Below are 18,067 nucleotides of genomic sequence, written 5' to 3' on the forward strand. Positions count from 1 at the left end.
CACCCAGGGCTGCCAAAGAAGACAGTGCCGGGACAGGGATTATTTGTAGATCGATTCCGGGTCTTTCAAGACCGGATCGACCGCTTGCCACTGGCCACCACGCAACACACTGTAAAAACAGCTGTGGCGACCGGTGTGGCAGGCGATGCCCGGCTCATGCCCGGTCTGGGTCACGCTCAGCAGCACCACATCGTTGTCACAGTCGATGCGGATCTCATGCACGGTCTGCACATGGCCGGACTCCTCGCCCTTGAACCACAGCTTGCCACGCGAGCGGCTGAAGTAAACCGCCCGGCCCAGCTCGGCCGTATGGGCCAGCGCTTCGCGGTTCATCCAGGCAAACATCAGCACATCCTTGGAGTGCTGCTCCTGCGCAATGACGGGCACCAGGCCCTGCGCGTCCCATTTCACTTGATCGAGCCAGTTCATGCGGGGAATTGTCTCGCATTCAATGCAGTTGTGCGCAATGCAGGGAGAAAACAGCCGCAAAAGAAAACGGCCCGGTGCATGCCATGCAGCCGGGCCGGAGAGGCTCACGCTCAGAACGCTCAGTCCTGGAGACGACGGCCCTGGCGCTGCGGCAGGGCCTTGCCCGCCAACAGCACCAGCAGCAGCGCCATCAAGGCCAGCGCCCAAGCGGCATTCACGGGCACCCGCTTGACATCGGTGGGCGGCGTGTTGGTAAACAGCGCAGACGACGTGGCCTCGTTGTTTGCTGCCACCGGGTCATACACATCGCTGCTGGCACGGGTTGTGATCGTGATGGCAGCGGTGGAGGCCGGCGTGAACTTGGTGGTACAGGTGATCGACTCGCCCACCGCCAGTGCCGCCACGGGCTGGGTCGGCGTGCAGACCGTGACCGCACCGGCAGGCGCGCCGCTGACGTCACAACGTGCATGGGTCGCCGTGGCCGGGCCTGCGTTGCGGCAGGTCGAGGTCAGCGTGAACTCCACCCCTACCTTGGCATCGAGGGTGGCGGGCATGCTCACCTGCATATCTGCGGCTTGCGTTGGCGTGCTCACCGAGCAGGCGGCGCTGCAGCTGCCTGCTGCACTGCTGCCCACGGTGTTGACCACATTCGGGCTGGTCACCGTGTCGTCCACACGCACCGTGTATTCAAAGGCCACCGTGCCCGGCGCTTGCGGGCTGCCGCCCGGCACCGTTGCTGGCTGCGTGCAGCTGCTGCCTGCGGCCACGCAACCCGCCGTCCAGCCTTCACCCGTGCCGACATAGCGGGTACCCGCAGGCACCGTCTCCGTCAACACCGTCGAGCCAGGCGTGCCACCCGTGTTGCTGACCAGCACCTGGTAGGTGAGCTTGTCGCCGGGCTTGATCACATAGCCCGCTGGCACGGGCGCGTCGTTGACCTTCACCAGCACATTGGTCACCGTCACCGCCGAAGGTGTATTGCCGTTGACGGCCTTGGCATCGCTGTTGTTGGCGGTATCGCTTTCGTAGCTTTGCGTTGCTGCCGTCATGCTGGCACTGATCGCACCCTCTGCCGCAGCAAAGGTCGCCGTGCAGCTGAGACTTCCGCCCACCGCCAGGTTGGCGTTGGCATCGCAGATTGCGGCAATGCTTGTGCCACCATTGTTCACGGTCATCACGCAGCTGGCATTGAGGGCCTCCGCCGGTCCATTGTTGGTGCACTGGCCGGAGATAGTCACGCTCTGGCCCACCACCACAGCGCCAGACGGGATCGTCGTGATCTGCGCCTGCATGTCCGCCACCGCATTGGCCGTCTCTGCCGTGCAGCCACCGGCCGCGCAAGCGGCTGGCACATCGCTGGTCACCGTATTGATGATCTTGCCACTGCTGGTCGCAGGCGCAAGCACCTCCACCGTGAACGCAACGGTCTGCTCACCGGCCACACCTTCTGCGCTTTGCGCGGGCACCGTCACACTTTGCTCGCAGGTGCTTCCTGCTGCTTCGCAGAACGGTGCTTGGCTCCAACCCTGGCTCTCGTTAGGGGCGATGCCGCCTACAAACTGGGTGCCTTCTGGCACGGTCTCGGTCAGCACGAGGGTGCTGGCAGTACCGCCCGCGTTGGTCACCCGCAGTTGGTAGGTCAGCGTGTCGCCGATCTTGGCTGCGTAGTTGGCGGGCACAGCCGCACCGTTGACTTGCGCCAGGGTCTTGGCGATGTTCAGCTCGGCGGGCGTGTTGACCTTGACGGTCCTCGTCGCCGTGTTGTTGCCCGGTGCTGGATCGTACAAGTCATTGCTGGTGGCCACGCTCACGGCATAGTCACCGGCTGCACTCGGCGTGATCTTGGTGGTGCAGGTGATGCTGTCGCCCGATGCCAGCGTTGCGGCGGGCGTCGTGGGCGCGCAGATGGTTTGTACACCAGCGGGAGCCGTCACCAGGCAAGCCGCGTTCAAGGCCGTTTGCGGGCCATTGTTCTTGCAGATGCTGGTGTAGATCAGCTCCACACCCGTGGTGCTGGTCGTGCCCGGTGTCACCGTCACGGTGGCCTGCATGTCTGCATGCTGCGTGCCGGTCGTCACCTGGCAGCTGCTGCAGCTGCCGACACTGCTGGTTGCCGTGTCAACGATGCTCGCCGTGCTGCCTGGGCCAGCCACGGTGACGGTGTAGGTAACGGTGCTCGTTTGGCCCGCGCCCACTGCCACCGTCTGGCTGCAGGTGCTGGATGCCGCAGCACAACCTGCACTCCAACTCTCACCCGTGCCGGTGTAAGTGGTACCTGCTGGCACGGTCTGGCCAACATCGGTGCTGCCTGCCGTGCCGCCGCTGTTCACCACGGTCACGGTGTAGGTCAGCACATCACCGGGCTTAGCCAGGTAGCCCGCTGGCACGGGGCTGCCGTTCACGGCGGTCAACACATTGGTGGTCACCAAGCTGGCTGCGGTGTTACCCACCGTCGACTTGGTGTCGGTGTTGTTGGCCGTATTGCTGTCATAGCTTTGCGTTGCAGCTTGGATGCTTGCGCTGATAGCACCTTCAACAGCGGTGAAGCTTGCAGTACAGCTGATGCTGCCACCCATTACCAAGGTCGCATTTGCACCGCAGGTCACTGCAGTGTTGTTGCCGCCATTGCTCACTGTCATCTCGCAGCTGGCGTTGACCGCATTGGCTGGGCCATTGTTGGTGCACAAACCAGTGATGGTGACGCTTTGACCCACGACCACCGCACTTGGCAAGCTGCTGGTGATCTGCGCTTGCATATCGGCAACTGCGTTAGCAGTTTCGACCGAGCAAGTACCAGAGGCGCAAGCAGCTGGGATGTCGCTGCTCACGGTATTGGTGATCTTGCCGTTGCTAGTCGCTGGGGCAAGCACTTCCACCGTGAACTCTACGGTCCGCTCACCGGCCACACCTTCTGCGCTTTGCGCTGGCACGGTCACGCTTTGCGTGCAGGTGGTGGCTGCTGCTTCGCAGACCGGTGCTTGGCTCCAACCCTGGCTCTCGTTAGGAGCGATGCCGCCTACAAAGCGGGTGCCCTCTGGCACGGTCTCGGTCAGCACCGTGGTGCCGGATGTACCACCCGTGTTGGTCACAACCATTGCGTAGGTCAGCTTGTCGCCAATCTGGGCTGCATAGTTGGCTGGCACAGCAGCGCTATTGACTTGCGCCAAGGTCTTGGTGATGTTCAGCGCCGCTGGCGTATTGACCTTGACGGTGGTGTTGGCAGTGTTGTTGCTTGGCGCTGCGTCGTACAAGTCATTGCTGGTAGCCACGCTCACGGCATAGTCACCAGCCGTGCTTGGCGTGAGCTTGGTAACGCAGGTGATGCTCTCACCCGAAGCCAAGCTCGCCGCTGGGCTGGTTGGCGTGCAGATTGCTGCCGATGCGCCCGCTGGTGCGGTCACCACGCAAGTTGCATTGATAGCGCTTTGCGGGCCGTTGTTTTTGCAAACGGCGGTGTAGGTCAGCTCCACACCAGTCGTGCTGGTCGTGCCTGGGCTGACGGTCACGGTTGCCTGCATATCTGCATGCTGCGTGTCGGTGGTGACTTGGCAAGTCGTGCAGGTGCCCACCGAGCTGGTGACGGTGTCCACGATGGTCGCAGTGCTGCCTGGGCTAGCCACGGTGACCGTGTACTGCACGGTGCTGGTTTGACCTGCACCGACTGCCACGGTTTGCGCGCACTGCGTCGCCGCTCCCGTGCAACCTGCGCCCCAACCTTGGCCCGAACCTGTATAGGTCGTGCCTGCAGGTACGGTCTGGCCGACATCGGTGCTGCCTGCCGTGCCACCACTGTTGGTGACGCTAACGGTATAGGTCAGCACATCACCGGGTTTGGCCAGGTAGCCAGCGGGCACGGGGCTGCCATTGACCAAGGTCAGCACATTGGTGGTCGCAAGGCTAGCTGGCGTGTTACCCACCGTGGACTTGGTGTCGGTGTTGTTGGTGATATCGCTCTCGTAGCTTTGCGTGGTCGTGTTGATGGTGGCGCTGATCGCACCTTCCGCTGCCGTAAAGGTCACCGAGCAGCTCAGCGTCTCGCTCACTGCCAAGGTCTTGGCTGCATCGCAAGTGGCGTTGATGGTGGTACCACCATTACTGATCACCATGGCACAGCTGGCGTTGACGGCATTGGCTGGGCCGCTGTTGGTACAGGTACCGGTGATGCTCACGCTTTGGCCGACCACCACAGCCGAAGCTGGGATGTTGGTGATCTGCGCTTGCATATCAGCAACCGCATTTACGGTCTCAACAACGCAGGTGTTGCCTACGCAAGCTGTTGCCACATCGCTCAGCACGGTGTTTGTGATCTTGCCGTTGCTAGTAGCTGGGGCAAGCACTTCCACCGTGAACTCTACGGTCCGCTCACCGGCCACCCCTTCGGCACTTTGCGCTGGCACCGTCACGCTTTGCTCGCAGGTGCTTCCTGCAGCGTCGCAGACCGGTGCTTGGCTCCAACCCTGGCTCTCGTTAGGAGTGAGGCCGCCTACAAAGCGGGTGCCCTCTGGCACGGTCTCGGTCAGCACCGTGGTGCCGGATGTACCGCCCGTGTTGGTCACAACCATTGCGTAGGTCAGCGTGTCGCCAATCTTGGCGGCGTAGTTGGCGGGCACAGCCGCGCCGTTCACTTGCGCGAGGGTCTTGACGATATGCAGATCTGCAGGGGTGTTGACCTTGACGGTGGTCGTTGCACTGTTGTTGCCAGTAGCTTCGTCGTACAAGGTGTTGCTGGTAGCAACGCTCACGGCATAGTCACCGGCTGCACTTGGTGTGAGCTTGGTGGTGCAGGTGATGCTGTCACCAGAAGCCAGAGTCGCTGCAGGACTAGTTGGTGTGCAGGTGGTTTGTGCACCAGCTGGAGTGGTCACCGCACAAGATGCATTGATTGCGCTTTGTGGGCCATTGTTCTTGCACAAGCTGGTGTAGATCAGTTCCACACCCGTCGTGCTGGTCGTGCCTGGCGTCACCGTCACGGTGGCCTGCATGTCGGCATGCTGCGTGTCGGTGGTGACTTGGCAAGTCGTGCAGGTGCCCACCGAGCTGGTGACGGTGTCCACGATAGTGGCGGTTGTACCTGGGCTAGACACGGTGACCGTGTACTGCAGCGTGCTGGTCTGGCCAGCCCCCACTGCCACGGTTTGCGCGCACTGCGTGCTCGCTGCCGTGCAACCCGCTCCCCAGCCTTGGCCCGAGCCCGTATAGGTCGTGCCTGCTGGTACGGTCTGGCCCACATCGGTGCTGCCTGCCGTGCCACCACTGTTGGTGACGCTGACGGTATAGGTCAGCACATCACCGGGTTTGGCCAGGTAGCCAGCGGGCACGGGGCTGCCATTGACCAAGGTCAGCACATTGGTGGTCGCCAGGCTAGCTGGCGTATTGCCCACCGTGGACTTGGTGTCGGTGTTGTTGGTGATATCGCTTTCGTAACTTTGCGTGGTCGTGTTGATGGTGGCGCTGATCGCGCCTTCCGCTGCCGTGAAGGTCACCGAGCAGCTCAGCGTCTCGCTCACCGCCAAGGTCTTGGCTGCGTCGCAAGTTGCTCCGATCGATGCAGCACCGTTCTGCACTGCCATCTGGCAGCTGGCGCCAACAGCACTGACGGGACCATTGTTGGTACAGGTACCGGTGATGGTCACGCTTTGGCCGACCACCACAGCCGAAGCTGGGATGTTGGTGATCTGCGCTTGCATATCGGCAACCGCATTGGCGGTTTCGACCGAGCAAGTACCAGAGGCACAAGCTGCAGCAATGTCGCTGCTCACGGTATTGGTGATCTTGCCGTTGCTGGTTGCAGGCGCAATCACCTCCACCGTGAACTCCACCGTTTGCTCACCGGGCACCGCAGGAGTCGCTGTGCTCTGCGCTGGCACCGTCACGCTTTGCGTGCAGGTGGTGGCTGCCACGCCGCAAGCTTGTGTTGTCTGGCTCCAGCCCTGTTCAGGGTTGGAAGCTCCGCCACCCACAAACTGGGTACCTTCTGGCACGGTCTCAGTCAGGACCGTGGTGCCAGCGGTACCGCCAGTATTGGTGATCACCATTGCATAGGTCAGCGTGTCGCCGATCTTGGCCGCGTAGTTGGCAGGCACAGCCACGCCGTTCACTTGCGCCAAGCTCTTGACGATGTGCAAGTCTGCAGGGGTGTTGACCTTGACGGTGGTCGTTGCACTGTTGTTGCCAGTAGCTGCGTCGTACAAGGTATTGCTGGTAGCAACGCTCACGGCATAGTCACCGGCCGTGCTTGGCGTGAGCTTGGTAACGCAGGTGATGCTCTCACCCGAAGCCAAGCTCGCCGCTGGGCTGGTTGGCGTGCAGATTGCTGCCGATGCGCCCACTGGTGCGGTCACCACGCAAGTTGCGTTGATAGCGCTTTGCGGTCCGTTGTTTTTGCAAACGGCGGTGTAGGTCAGTTCCACGCCCGTCGTGCTGGTCGTGCCCGGCGTCACCGTCACGGCGGCCTGCATATCTGCATGCTGCGTGTCGGTGGTGACCTGGCAAGTCGTGCAGGTGCCCACCGAGCTGGTGACGGTGTCAACGATAGTCGCCGTGCTGCCTGGGCTGGCCACGGTGACCGTGTACTGCAGCGTGCTGGTCTGGCCTGCACCGACTGCCACAGTTTGCCCGCACTGCGTGCCCGCTGCCGTGCAACCAGCGCCCCAGCCCTGGCTGGTGCCCGTGTAGGTCGTACCTGCGGGCACAGTCTGGCCCACTTCCGTGGAACCTGCAGTACCGCCGCTGTTGGTGACGCTGACGGTATAGGTCAGCACATCACCAGGCTTGGCCAGGTAGCCAGCGGGCACAGGGCTGCCATTGACCAAGGTCAGCACATTGGTGGTAGCCAGGCTAGCTGGCGTATTGCCCACCGTGGACTTGGTGTCGGTGTTGTTGGTGATATCGCTTTCGTAACTTTGCGTGGTCGTGTTGATGGTGGCGCTGATCGCACCTTCCGCTGCAGTGAAGGTTACCGAGCAGCTCAGCGTCTCGCTCACCGCCAAGGTCTTGGCTGCATCGCAAGTTGCACCGACCGATGCAGCACCGTTCTGCACGGCCATCTGGCAGCTGGCACCAACAGCACTGACGGGACCATTGTTGGTACAGGTACCGGTGATGGTCACGCTTTGGCCGACCACCACAGCACTTGGCAAGCTGCTGGTGATCTGCGCTTGCATATCGGCAATCGCATTTACGGTCTCTACAGCGCAGGTGTTGCCTGCGCAAGCTGTTGCCACATCGCTCAGCACGGTGTTTGTAATCTTGCCGTTGCTGGTCGCTGGGGCAAGAACTTCCACCGTGAACTCTACGGTCCGCTCACCGGCCACACCTTCGGCACTTTGCGCTGGCACGGTCACGCTTTGCGTGCAGGTGGTGGCTGCTGCTTCGCAGACCGGTGCTTGGCTCCAACCCTGGCTCTCGTTAGGAGCGATGCCGCCTACAAAGCGGGTACCCTCTGGCACGGTCTCGGTCAGCACCGTGGTGCCGGATGTACCGCCCGTGTTGGTCACAACCATTGCGTAGGTCAGCTTGTCGCCTATCTGGGCTGCATAGTTGGCGGGCACAGCAGCGCTATTGACTTGCACCAAGGTCTTGGTGATGTTCAGCGCCGCTGGCGTATTGACCTTGACGGTGGTGTTGGCAGTGTTGTTGCTTGGCGCTGCGTCGTACAAGTCATTGCTGGTAGCCACGCTCACGGCATAGTCACCGGCCGTGCTTGGCGTGAGCTTGGTAACGCAGGTGATGCTCTCACCCAAAGCCAAGCTCGCCGCTGGGCTGGTTGGCGTGCAGATTGCTGCCGATGCGCCCGCTGGTGCGGTCACCACGCAAGTTGCATTGATTGCGCTTTGCGGGCCGTTGTTTTTGCAAACGGCGGTGTAGGTCAGCTCCACACCAGTCGTGCTGGTCGTGCCTGGGCTGACGGTCACGGTTGCCTGCATATCTGCATGCTGCGTGTCGGTAGTCACCACACAGGTCGTGCACGTACCCACCGAGCTGGTGACGGTGTCCACGATGGCGGCAGTGCTGCCTGGGCTAGCAACGGTGACCGTGTACTGCACGGTGCTGGTTTGGCCTGCACCCACTGCCACGGTTTGCGCACACTGCGTGCCCGCTGCCGTGCAGCCCGCACCCCAACCTTGGCCGGTGCCCGTGTAAGTCGTGCCTGCAGGCACAGTCTGGCCCACTTCCGTGGAACCTGCAGTACCGCCGCTGTTGGTGACGCTAACGGTATAGGTCAACACATCACCAGGCTTGGCCAGGTAGCCGGCTGGCACGGGGCTGCCATTGACCAAGGTCAGCACATTGGTAGTAGCCAGGCTCGCTGGCGTGTTACCCACTGTGGACTTGGTGTCCGTGTTGTTCGCAGTGTTGGACTCGTAGCTTTGCGTTGCTGCGTTGATGGTCGCACTGATGTCGCCTTGGGCAGCGGTGAAGGTCACCGAGCAGCTCAGCGTCTCGCTCACTGCCAAGGTCTTGGCTGCATCGCAAGTTGCACCGACCGATGCAGCACCGTTCTGCACTGCCATCTGGCAGCTGGCGCCAACAGCACTGACGGGACCATTGTTGGTACACAGGCCAGTGATGGTCACGCTTTGGCCCACCACCACAGCACTTGGCAAGCTGCTGGTGATCTGCGCTTGCATATCGGCAACTGCATTCGCAGTTTCGACCGAGCAAGTACCAGAGGCGCAAGCAGCTGGGATGTCGCTGCTCACGGTATTGGTGATCTTGCCGTTGCTGGTCGCTGGGGCAAGCACTTCCACCGTGAACTCTACGGTCCGCTCACCGGCCACACCTTCGGCACTTTGCGCTGGCACGGTCACGCTTTGCGTGCAGGTGGTGGCTGCCACGCCGCAAGCTTGTGTTGTCTGGCTCCAGCCTTGAGTTACATCAGGAGCGCTACCACCCACAAACTGGGTACCTTCTGGCACGGTCTCAGTCAGGACCGTCGTGCCAGCGGTACCGCCAGTATTGGTGATCACCATTGCGTAGGTCAGCGTGTCGCCAATCTTGGCAGCGTAGTTGACAGGCACAGCCGCGCCGTTCACTTGCGCCAGGGTCTTGACGATATGCAGATCTGCAGGGGTGTTGACCTTAACGGTGGTCGTTGCGCTGTTGTTGCCAGTAGCTGCGTCGTACAAGGTATTGCTGGTAGCAACGCTCACGGCATAGTCACCGGCCGTGCTTGGCGTGAGCTTGGTAACGCAGGTGATGCTCTCACCCGAAGCCAAGCTCGCCGCTGGGCTGGTTGGCGTGCAGATTGCTGCCGATGCCCCCGCTGGTGCGGTCACCACGCAAGTTGCGTTGATAGCGCTTTGCGGGCCGTTGTTTTTGCAAACGGCGGTGTAGGTCAGCTCAACGCCGGTCGTGCTGGTCGTGCCTGGGCTGACGGTCACACTGGCCTGCATGTCGGCCTGCTGCGTACCTGTAGTGACCTGGCACGTCGCGCAGGTGCCCACCGAGCTGGTGACGGTGTCCACGATGGTGGCAGTGCTGCCTGGGCTGGCAACGGTCACCGTGTACTGCAGCGTGCTGGTCTGGCCTGCACCCACTGCCACGGTTTGCGCGCACTGCGTGCCCGCTGCCGTGCAACCTGCGCCCCAGCCTTGGCTGGTGCCCGTGTAGGTCGTACCTGCGGGCACAGTCTGGCCCACTTCGGTGGAGCCGGCGGTACCACCGTTGTTGGTGACGGTGACGGTATAGGTCAGCACATCACCGGGCTTGGCCAGGTAGCCAGCGGGCACGGGGCTGCCATTGACCAAGGTCAGCACATTGGTGGTCGCCAGGCTAGCTGGCGTATTACCCACCGTGGACTTGGTGTCGGTGTTGTTGGTGATATCGCTTTCGTAACTTTGCGTGGTCGTGTTGATGGTGGCGCTGATCGCGCCTTCCGCTGCCGTGAAGGTCACCGAGCAGCTCAGCGTCTCGCTCACCGCCAAGGTCTTGGCTGCATCGCAAGTTGCACCGACCGATGCAGCACCGTTCTGCACGGCCATCTGGCAGCTGGCGCCAACAGCACTGACGGGACCATTGTTGGTACAGGTACCGGTGATGGTCACGCTTTGGCCTACCACCACAGCCGAAGCTGGGATGTTGGTGATTTGCGCTTGCATGTCAGCAACCGCATTGGCGGTTTCAACCGAGCAAGTACCTGAGGCACAAGCTGCAGCAATGTCGCTGCTCACGGTATTGGTGATCTTGCCGTTGCTGGTCGCTGGGGCAAGCACTTCCACCGTGAAGCGCACGGTTTGCTCACCAGCCACACCTTCGGCGCTCTGCGCTGGCACCGTCACGCTTTGCGTGCAGGTGCTGGCTGCCACGCCGCAAGCTTGTGTTGTCTGGCTCCAGCCTTGAGTTACATCAGGAGCGCTACCACCCACAAACTGGGTACCTTCTGGCACGGTTTCAGTCAGAACTGTCGTGCCAGCAGTGCCACCGGTGTTGGTAACGACCATAGCGTAGGTCAGCTTGTCGCCGATCTTGGCCGCGTAGTTAGCAGGCACAGCCGCGCCATTGACTTGCGCCAGGGTCTTGACGATGCGCAGAGCCGCTGGCGTGTTGACCTTGACCGTCGCGGTGGCGGCATTGTTGCTCGTCACGGCGTCGTACAGGGTGTTGCTGGTGGCAACGCTCACGGCATAGTCACCCACCACGCTCGGTGTGAGCTTGGTGGTACAGGTGATGCTGGATCCCGATGCAAGCGTCGCTGCCGGGCTGGTGGGCGTACAGGTCGTCACCGCGCCGGCTGGAGAGGTCACCGTGCAAGCGGCGTTCAGCGCCGTCTGTGGACCATTGTTCTTGCAGACGCTGGTGTAGATCAACTCCACACCCGTCGTGCTGGTCGTGCCTGGCGTCACCGTCACGGTTGCCTGCATATCTGCATGCTGCGTGTCGGTAGTCTCCACACAGGTCGTGCAGGTACCCACCGAGCTGGTGACGGTGTCCACGATGGTGGCAGTGCTGCCTGGGCTGGCAACAGTCACCGTGTACTGCACGGTGCTGGTCTGGCCAGCACCGACTGCCACGGTTTGCGCGCACTGCGTGCCCGCTGCCGTGCAACCTGCGCCCCAGCCTTGGCTGGTGCCCGTGTAGGTCGTACCTGCGGGCACAGTCTGGCCCACTTCCGTGGAACCTGCAGTACCGCCGCTGTTGGTGACGCTAACGGTATAGGTCAGCACATCACCAGGCTTGGCCAAATAGCCAGCGGGCACGGGGCTGCCATTGACCAAGGTCAGCACATTGGTGGTCGCCAGGCTCGCTGGCGTGTTGACCGACAGACTGTGGCTTGCGCAAGCAGTCGTGCTGCTGTTCACGCAGGTGACACTGGGGTCCACGCCAGGAGCGCCCGAGCCCGTGGGGTTGGTAGCAGCGTTGTTGACGACGGTACCGCCGCTACTTGGCAAAGTGACGGTCAGCTGGATGCTGGCCGATGCACCGGCTGCCAGTGGGCTGGCAACGGTACAGGTCAGCAAGGCGGCGGCACTGCTGGGCAGCGCGCCGCAGCTGGCGCCAGTCACGCCAGTGGCCACCACGCCTGCAGGCAACTTGTCCTTGACGATCAGGTTGCTGCCGGTGGCCAACTGACCACTGTTGCTCAGGGTCAGCGTGTAGACATAGCTGGAGCCGGTCAGCGCCGTGGCTGCGCCCGTCTTGCTCAGGCTGACATTGGCGGGGGTGCTGACGGCGGCCGTCGAGCTGGCACAAGCCACATTGGCCGCATTGGTACAGGCCGGGCCAGGGTCCACACCCGGATTGCCGCTGCCCGATGGATGGGTTGCCGCATAGTTGACGACATTGCCGCCACCGCTGGGCATGGTCACGGTCAGCTGGATGCTGGCAGAGCCACCATCTGCTGCGATCGGATCAGCCACGGTACAGGTCAGCAAGGCACCTGCCGCACTGGGCAAGGTGCCGCAGTTGGCGCCGGTAACGCCCGTGGCGACCATGCCGGAGGCGAGCTGGTCACGCACCACCAGGTTGGAGGCCGTGGCGGTCTGGCCGCTATTGCCCAGCGCCAGCGTGTAGACATAGCTATTGCCTGCCACCGCAGTGGCTGCGCCGGTTTTTGCCAGGCTGACATTGGCCGGGGTCTTGACGGCCACCGCAGCGGTGGTGGGATCGCATGCCTCCGTCGTTGCGGCAGCCGTACAGCTGGGATCACCGCCGCCGCCCAGATTGGCGGTGTTGGCAGCGCCGGCGCCCGTGGCCGATGATGCCACCGACACGGGAATGGTCAGCACATAGCTGCCATCGGCCAGGCCGCTGGCCAGTTGGCAAGCACCAATGCTGCTGCCACTGCTGCTGCAACCGCTCAGGGTGGCGGCGCCACTGACGGTTGGCGCACCCGACAGGGTCACGCCAGCGGGCAGGCTGTCGGCGATGCTGATGGCCGCAGTGGTGGGCCCATTGGCCACGCCAATGGTGATGCGGTAGCTCTGGCCGCTGGCACCCACGACAAAGCTGGTCGGTGATGCGGCCTTGGTCACGCTGAGCTTGGGGTAGACCGGCGTGTTGGTAAAGGTACAGCTGATGTCATCACCGGCTTGGGGTACGACCGTGATGGAGGTACCCGCACCCGAGGACACGCTGGTGCCGCCCGCCGTCGCATTGGTACAGCTGTAGGTGGTGGTGTAACGGGCCAGGTTGGTCGCAGGTGTGCCGGCGGCGGTTTCAGTCAGCAGGTAGCTGGTGCCGGCCGTCGCGGTGGTCGGGCCTGCCGAGGCTGTGGTTTGCGTGCCGCTGGTGGTGGCGCTAGGGCCGCCATTGTTGATGCCCACGCTGAACTGGTCGGTGCCGAGAATGCGGCCCGATACGACCGTGTTGACCGTCAGCTTGGGCGCAATGGCACTGTTGCTGAAGGTACAGCTGATGTTGTCGCCCGCCTGGGGCGCCAGGCTGAAGCTGGTGCCCGTGCCCGAAGGCATGGTGGTGCCGGCAACGCCCGTGTTGGTACAGCTGTAGCTGCTGTTGTAGCGCGACAAGTTGGCGCCAGCGGCTGCTACTTCACTCAGTGTGTAGCTGGTGCCGGCGGTGGCCGTGTAAGTCGTGGTGCTTGCCGAGGTTGCCGTGCCGGCGGTCGATGCGGTGGGGCCTCCATTGCTGATGGCGATCGTGAACTGGTCCGAGGCCAGTGCGCGCGAGGCAATGCTCTTGACCAGGGTCAGGCGCGGCGCAATCGGGGTATTGCTGAACGTACAGGTGATGGCATCGCCCGCCTGCGGGGTCACATTCACGGTGGTGCCAGTGCCCGGCGCCACCGAGGTGCCGCCTGCGGTGGCATTGGTACAGGCGTAAGTGGTGGTATAGCGCGCCAGGTTGGTCGTGCCGGCAGCCGTTTCACTCAGTGCGTAGCTGGTGCCCGGGGTAGCCGCAAAGGCCGCGGTGCTGGCGCTGGTGGCGGTGCCCGAGGTCGTCGCGGTGGGGCCGTTGCTGATGGCGACCGTGAACTGGTCGGTACTGGCTACGCGGCTGGCGACATTGGCAACCACCGTCAAGGTAGCCGATGGCACCACCGGGATCGAGTCCGTGGCGCAACCGACGGTCGGCGTATTGAGCGCGGTACAGGCCGCCGCCGTCGTGCTGGTGGGGTAGCTGCTGGTCGTGGGGTCCGTGTTGTCGGTACCCACCTGCGCCTTGTTGACCAAGGTGGTGCTGGTGGTCGCCGAGACCGTGGCAGTGACAGCGATGGTGGCGCTGGTGCTGGCGGCCAATGCACCGCCAGTGTTGTTGCAGGTCAGCACATTGCTGTCGGCACCCGAGCCCATGGCACAGGTAAAGATACCCTGGGTGGCGTTCAGGGTGAAATTGCTGAGCCCCGTGGGGAACACATCGACCACCCGCACGGTATTGGCCAGGGCTTCGACGGTGGCGGAGTTAGCAACGGTGAGCGTGAAAGCCACCGTATCGCCAGGCGCTTTGGACTGGGGATTGGAATGGGTCTTGGTCAGCCGCAGGATGGGTGGTGTCTGCGCCGTGTTCAGATCGATGGCGCAACCGGCTGGAATACTGTTGTTGGTACAGGCATTGACTTGCGTGGTGGTCGGTGCTGCAGAGCCCAGGACGGCGTCGGCACCGCCAGTGACCAATGCCTTGTTCATGTACTGGTTGCCGCTGGTCATCGCGCCTGCATTGGCCAGCAGACTAAACTGGCTGACCGCCCCCGCCGCAATCACCGTGCTCGAGGTACAGCTGACTTCCGTGTTGCTGACCCGAGTGCAGGTCCAGTCTGCGGCATTGGGGCCCGTCTTGGTCAGCGCTGCTGGCCAGTTCATCGGCGTGGGCAGCACATCGCGGAAATTGATCGTGCCCACAGAGTCGGCATCGCCGGTATTGCTGACGCGGAAGGCATAGGTCGTCGTGCCGCCGACATAGATGCCAAAGCGGCCATCATCCTTGGTCAGGTTCAGCTGCACACGCTTGACCGCATCGGTATCGGCGGCGCAACCGGTGGCTATTTCAGAGGCAATCGCGGGCGAGCAGGTTTGCGTTGTGGCAACCGTGGGGGCATTAGGCTTGCTGGAATCACTGCCACCGCCAACACGGGCGAGATTGACCAGGGCGCTGGGCGCTGTGCTGGAAATCGACACTGGCAACGAGATGACAGCATTGTCCCCGGCTGCAATCGGTGTGGAGCGGGTACAGCTGAAGCTTGTGGTGCCCGAGGTGTAGGTACAGCTGAAGCCACCGCTGGTGAAGGTTGTTGCACCGCCATAAGACATGCCGGTGGGCAGAACGTCCACCACGGTGATCGTGTTTACCGTGGGTGCGTTGCCGACGTTGCTGACGGTCAATGCATAAGTGGTTGTGCTTCCGGTCAGCACCACATCGGTGTTGTCGCTGTTGGTCAAACTGAGCAAAGGCGAGTTCACTGCATCGACATCAAGCGCGCAGCCTGCCGGGGATTGGTTGCTGGTACAGGCATCTACGTTTGCTTCGGTCGGTGCCGAGCTATTGAGCGGATCGCCACCACCACCAATCTTGGCCTTGTTGGTGGCCGTCGCTCCCGTTGCACTTAGCAGCCCAATATTAACCATCACCCCAAACACGCTGCTGCCAGCCGCCGGAATGGGGGTGGAACTGGTACAGGTGATCAAACGAGAACCCGCCGCGCCAGAACAACTCCAGTTCGCCGCATTAGCGCCTGTTAGAGAAATGGTACCGGTGGGAATCGTCACACCCAAGGGCAGCTTATCGACCAGGGTGATCGTTCCGCTGCTGGCGGATGCGCCCACATTGCTCGCGGTGAAGGTATAGGTGGTGGTTCCGCCAGCATTGACGATATTGGCGCCATTGCTCTTGGTCAGCCGCAGATCAACCGCGCAGGCAGCACCCGGCAAGGTGCCTGGTGCATTGGGTGACTGGAACGAGGCAACGCCGCCCTGGTTACCAAAGGCTCCGTAGTTGTCCGTCGTGCCATTGGTGGTGTAACCCGGAGTGCCACCATTGATGGTCGTCGTGACCACCATGCTGGATGGAGAAAAGGCGATAAAGCCACCGCCGCCACCGCCGCCAGGGCCATGGCGTCCGGCAGAGCCAGTCTGGCTGCCCGCCCAGGCGTTGCCGCCGTCACCACCGCTGGCATCAATCACGGCAGTGCCGCCTTCAAGCGTATGGATCACCACCGAGCCGCCTGCGCCACCGCCGCCTGCTGCATCGTTTTGCACGTTGTAGCCATTGGCGCCGCGCACGTCGATCACGCCCGTGCCGGTGACATTTTGCGCACGCAAAATGACAATACCGCCGCCAGAGGCGCCGGAAGAGCAACGACCGCCTCCATCCGAGCAGCCAATGCCGTTGTTGCTATAGACCGCGCTATCGGCGGTGCCGTCATTGGTGCTGCCTGAGCCGCCGCCACCACCCAGGAAAATGCGGTTGAACGCGGTCGTGCCCACATAGCCACCGCCACCTCGGCCACCGCTGTCGACCAGCGGGTAGTTCCAGGGACGCCCACCCAGGCCGCCAGCGGCATAGTTACCACCGCCGCCGCCGCCGGAGTTGTACTGGTTGTTGTTGGTACCCGCCGGCGCGCCGTCGGCACCGCCGCCGCCGGCATTCCCCGGCGCGCCGCGCGCACGCGAGCCGCCTGGGTAGCCTTCTGCACCCGTATCGACCTGGGTGATCCCGCCACTGAGCACCGCATTGGTCAGCTTGGAACCATAGGCGGTGCCTTTGCTCGCCAAATACCGGGGCGTGCCGGCAATGCCTTCGCCCTTGCCGCCGCCACCACCGGCTGCGGCATAGGTACCCATCCAGTCATCCCGGGAGCCGAGATTGGAGCCATTGCTGGCGGCTCCGCCGCGAAAGCCTTTGCCTGCCAGGAAAATCGCCCGGTTGGCCTGGCTCTCCACAGTAGCGCCGTTGAGCGTCAAGGTATCGCGGGCATCAATGGCCACCACACCACCGGAGGCACCATTCCAGGCCGGGGCCGTGATGCCGCTGACGGCAGCACTGGTGTACTGCGGCACCCGCACCACCTGGTAGGTCTTCTGTCCAGAGGTGGTGGTCGCCGCCGCATTGCGGTAGGTGTTGGTCAGCGCGGGCGTGAAGGTCACGGTCGTGCCCGAGACCGTCGCGACTTTGACAAACTCATACAGGCCCGTGTTGCCCACGGCAGTCGATCCCTGACCGCCGCTGCCGCCACTGCCATAGGCGCTGGAATTGACGGCATTGATGCTGGCATCCTGCATCTGAATGATCAGCAGCAGATCATTGGCGGCCAGCACCTTGCCAGCACCGTCTGTTCTTTGGGCCCCCAGGGTCAAACTGGTACTGCCAGCGGACAGTGTCGGCGATCCCGCCCCAGGGAAGTAATCATTCACCACCCCGCTGGCCGTTCCCCCCCCATCCTTGCCGGGCACTGCACAGACCTGCGCCCAGACACTGACCGGTAACACCAGCAGCGCCACCAGCATCGCAGTGCGCGCGCAAATCTTGCGGAAAACAGACAGGCAGGCCAAAGCCTGCATAACGCATATCCCAAACACCGACATAGCCGACAACTCCCAGCCTCTTATCAGCGTCACCAGGCCCGGATCGGCGACGCGTTTTCTCATAGTTCTATTGCAATTGCCTACGGCTTTTGCCGCCGCATTTCTCAGACAACCGAAACAAACTGTGACTAAAAATAGATAGATCGCGTTTATAGCAGTTTGCAATTACCGAGTGTGTTTCAACTTTGGAAACATTGTCAATCATTGCAAACTGTCATTTCTGATCGATTAAATCAATCATTTTTATAGCTTTGCAGATCACTAGTGACGAAGGAGAGTGCAGAGGCTCAGAACTTGGCTGGTCAGCATGCTCATGGGATGCCGTTTGCAAATGCCTCCTGGCCCCACCCAGGTGCATGGGGGTAGCCAGGTCAGCCAATCCACGCGCCGACGAATAGCCGCTTGCAATGGCCAAAGACAAACGCCAGTCACGCCACCCCTCCAGAGGCTGGCTGGTGGATGCCTACGGAGGAGAGTGCAAACGCGCACAAACGGCCTGGGCAGTTCAGACAGCGGAGACTGGAGAGTTCCAGCAAGGGCGGCGTCGCTGGCCCAAAGCTCGCAGACGGAATGGGTAGCTAGCTGGATCAGGTCCCACAACACAAACGGCGCCAAAGGCGCCGTTGCTTGTGTCAAAAACCAGCCTGAAAAGCCGTGCTTAG

At 62.5% G+C, this 18,067-nt stretch carries 2 protein-coding genes; both read right to left on the bottom strand.

The features are described from left to right. Positions 1-39 precede the first annotated feature (39 nt). A complete protein-coding gene (gene hisI / locus WH367_RS02085; protein ID WP_312988134.1) occupies positions 40-438 on the bottom strand; it encodes a phosphoribosyl-AMP cyclohydrolase in 399 nt (132 codons plus the stop codon). 110 nt (positions 439-548) lie between these two features. Next, on the bottom strand, positions 549-17,468 hold the full coding sequence (locus WH367_RS02090; RefSeq protein WP_339533979.1) for a hypothetical protein: 16,920 nt from the start codon (positions 17,466-17,468) through the stop codon (positions 549-551). Between the last annotated feature and the right edge of the window lie 599 nt (positions 17,469-18,067).

This window comes from Comamonas sp. MYb21, from assembly GCF_037479395.1.
Classification (GTDB): Bacteria; Pseudomonadota; Gammaproteobacteria; order Burkholderiales; family Burkholderiaceae_C; genus Comamonas.

Excerpts from the sequence above, each read along its gene's own strand:
- WH367_RS02090 (WP_339533979.1), bottom strand. The coding sequence starts at position 17,468 with ATGAGAAAACGCGTCGCCGATCCGGGCCTGGTGACGCTGATAAGAGGC.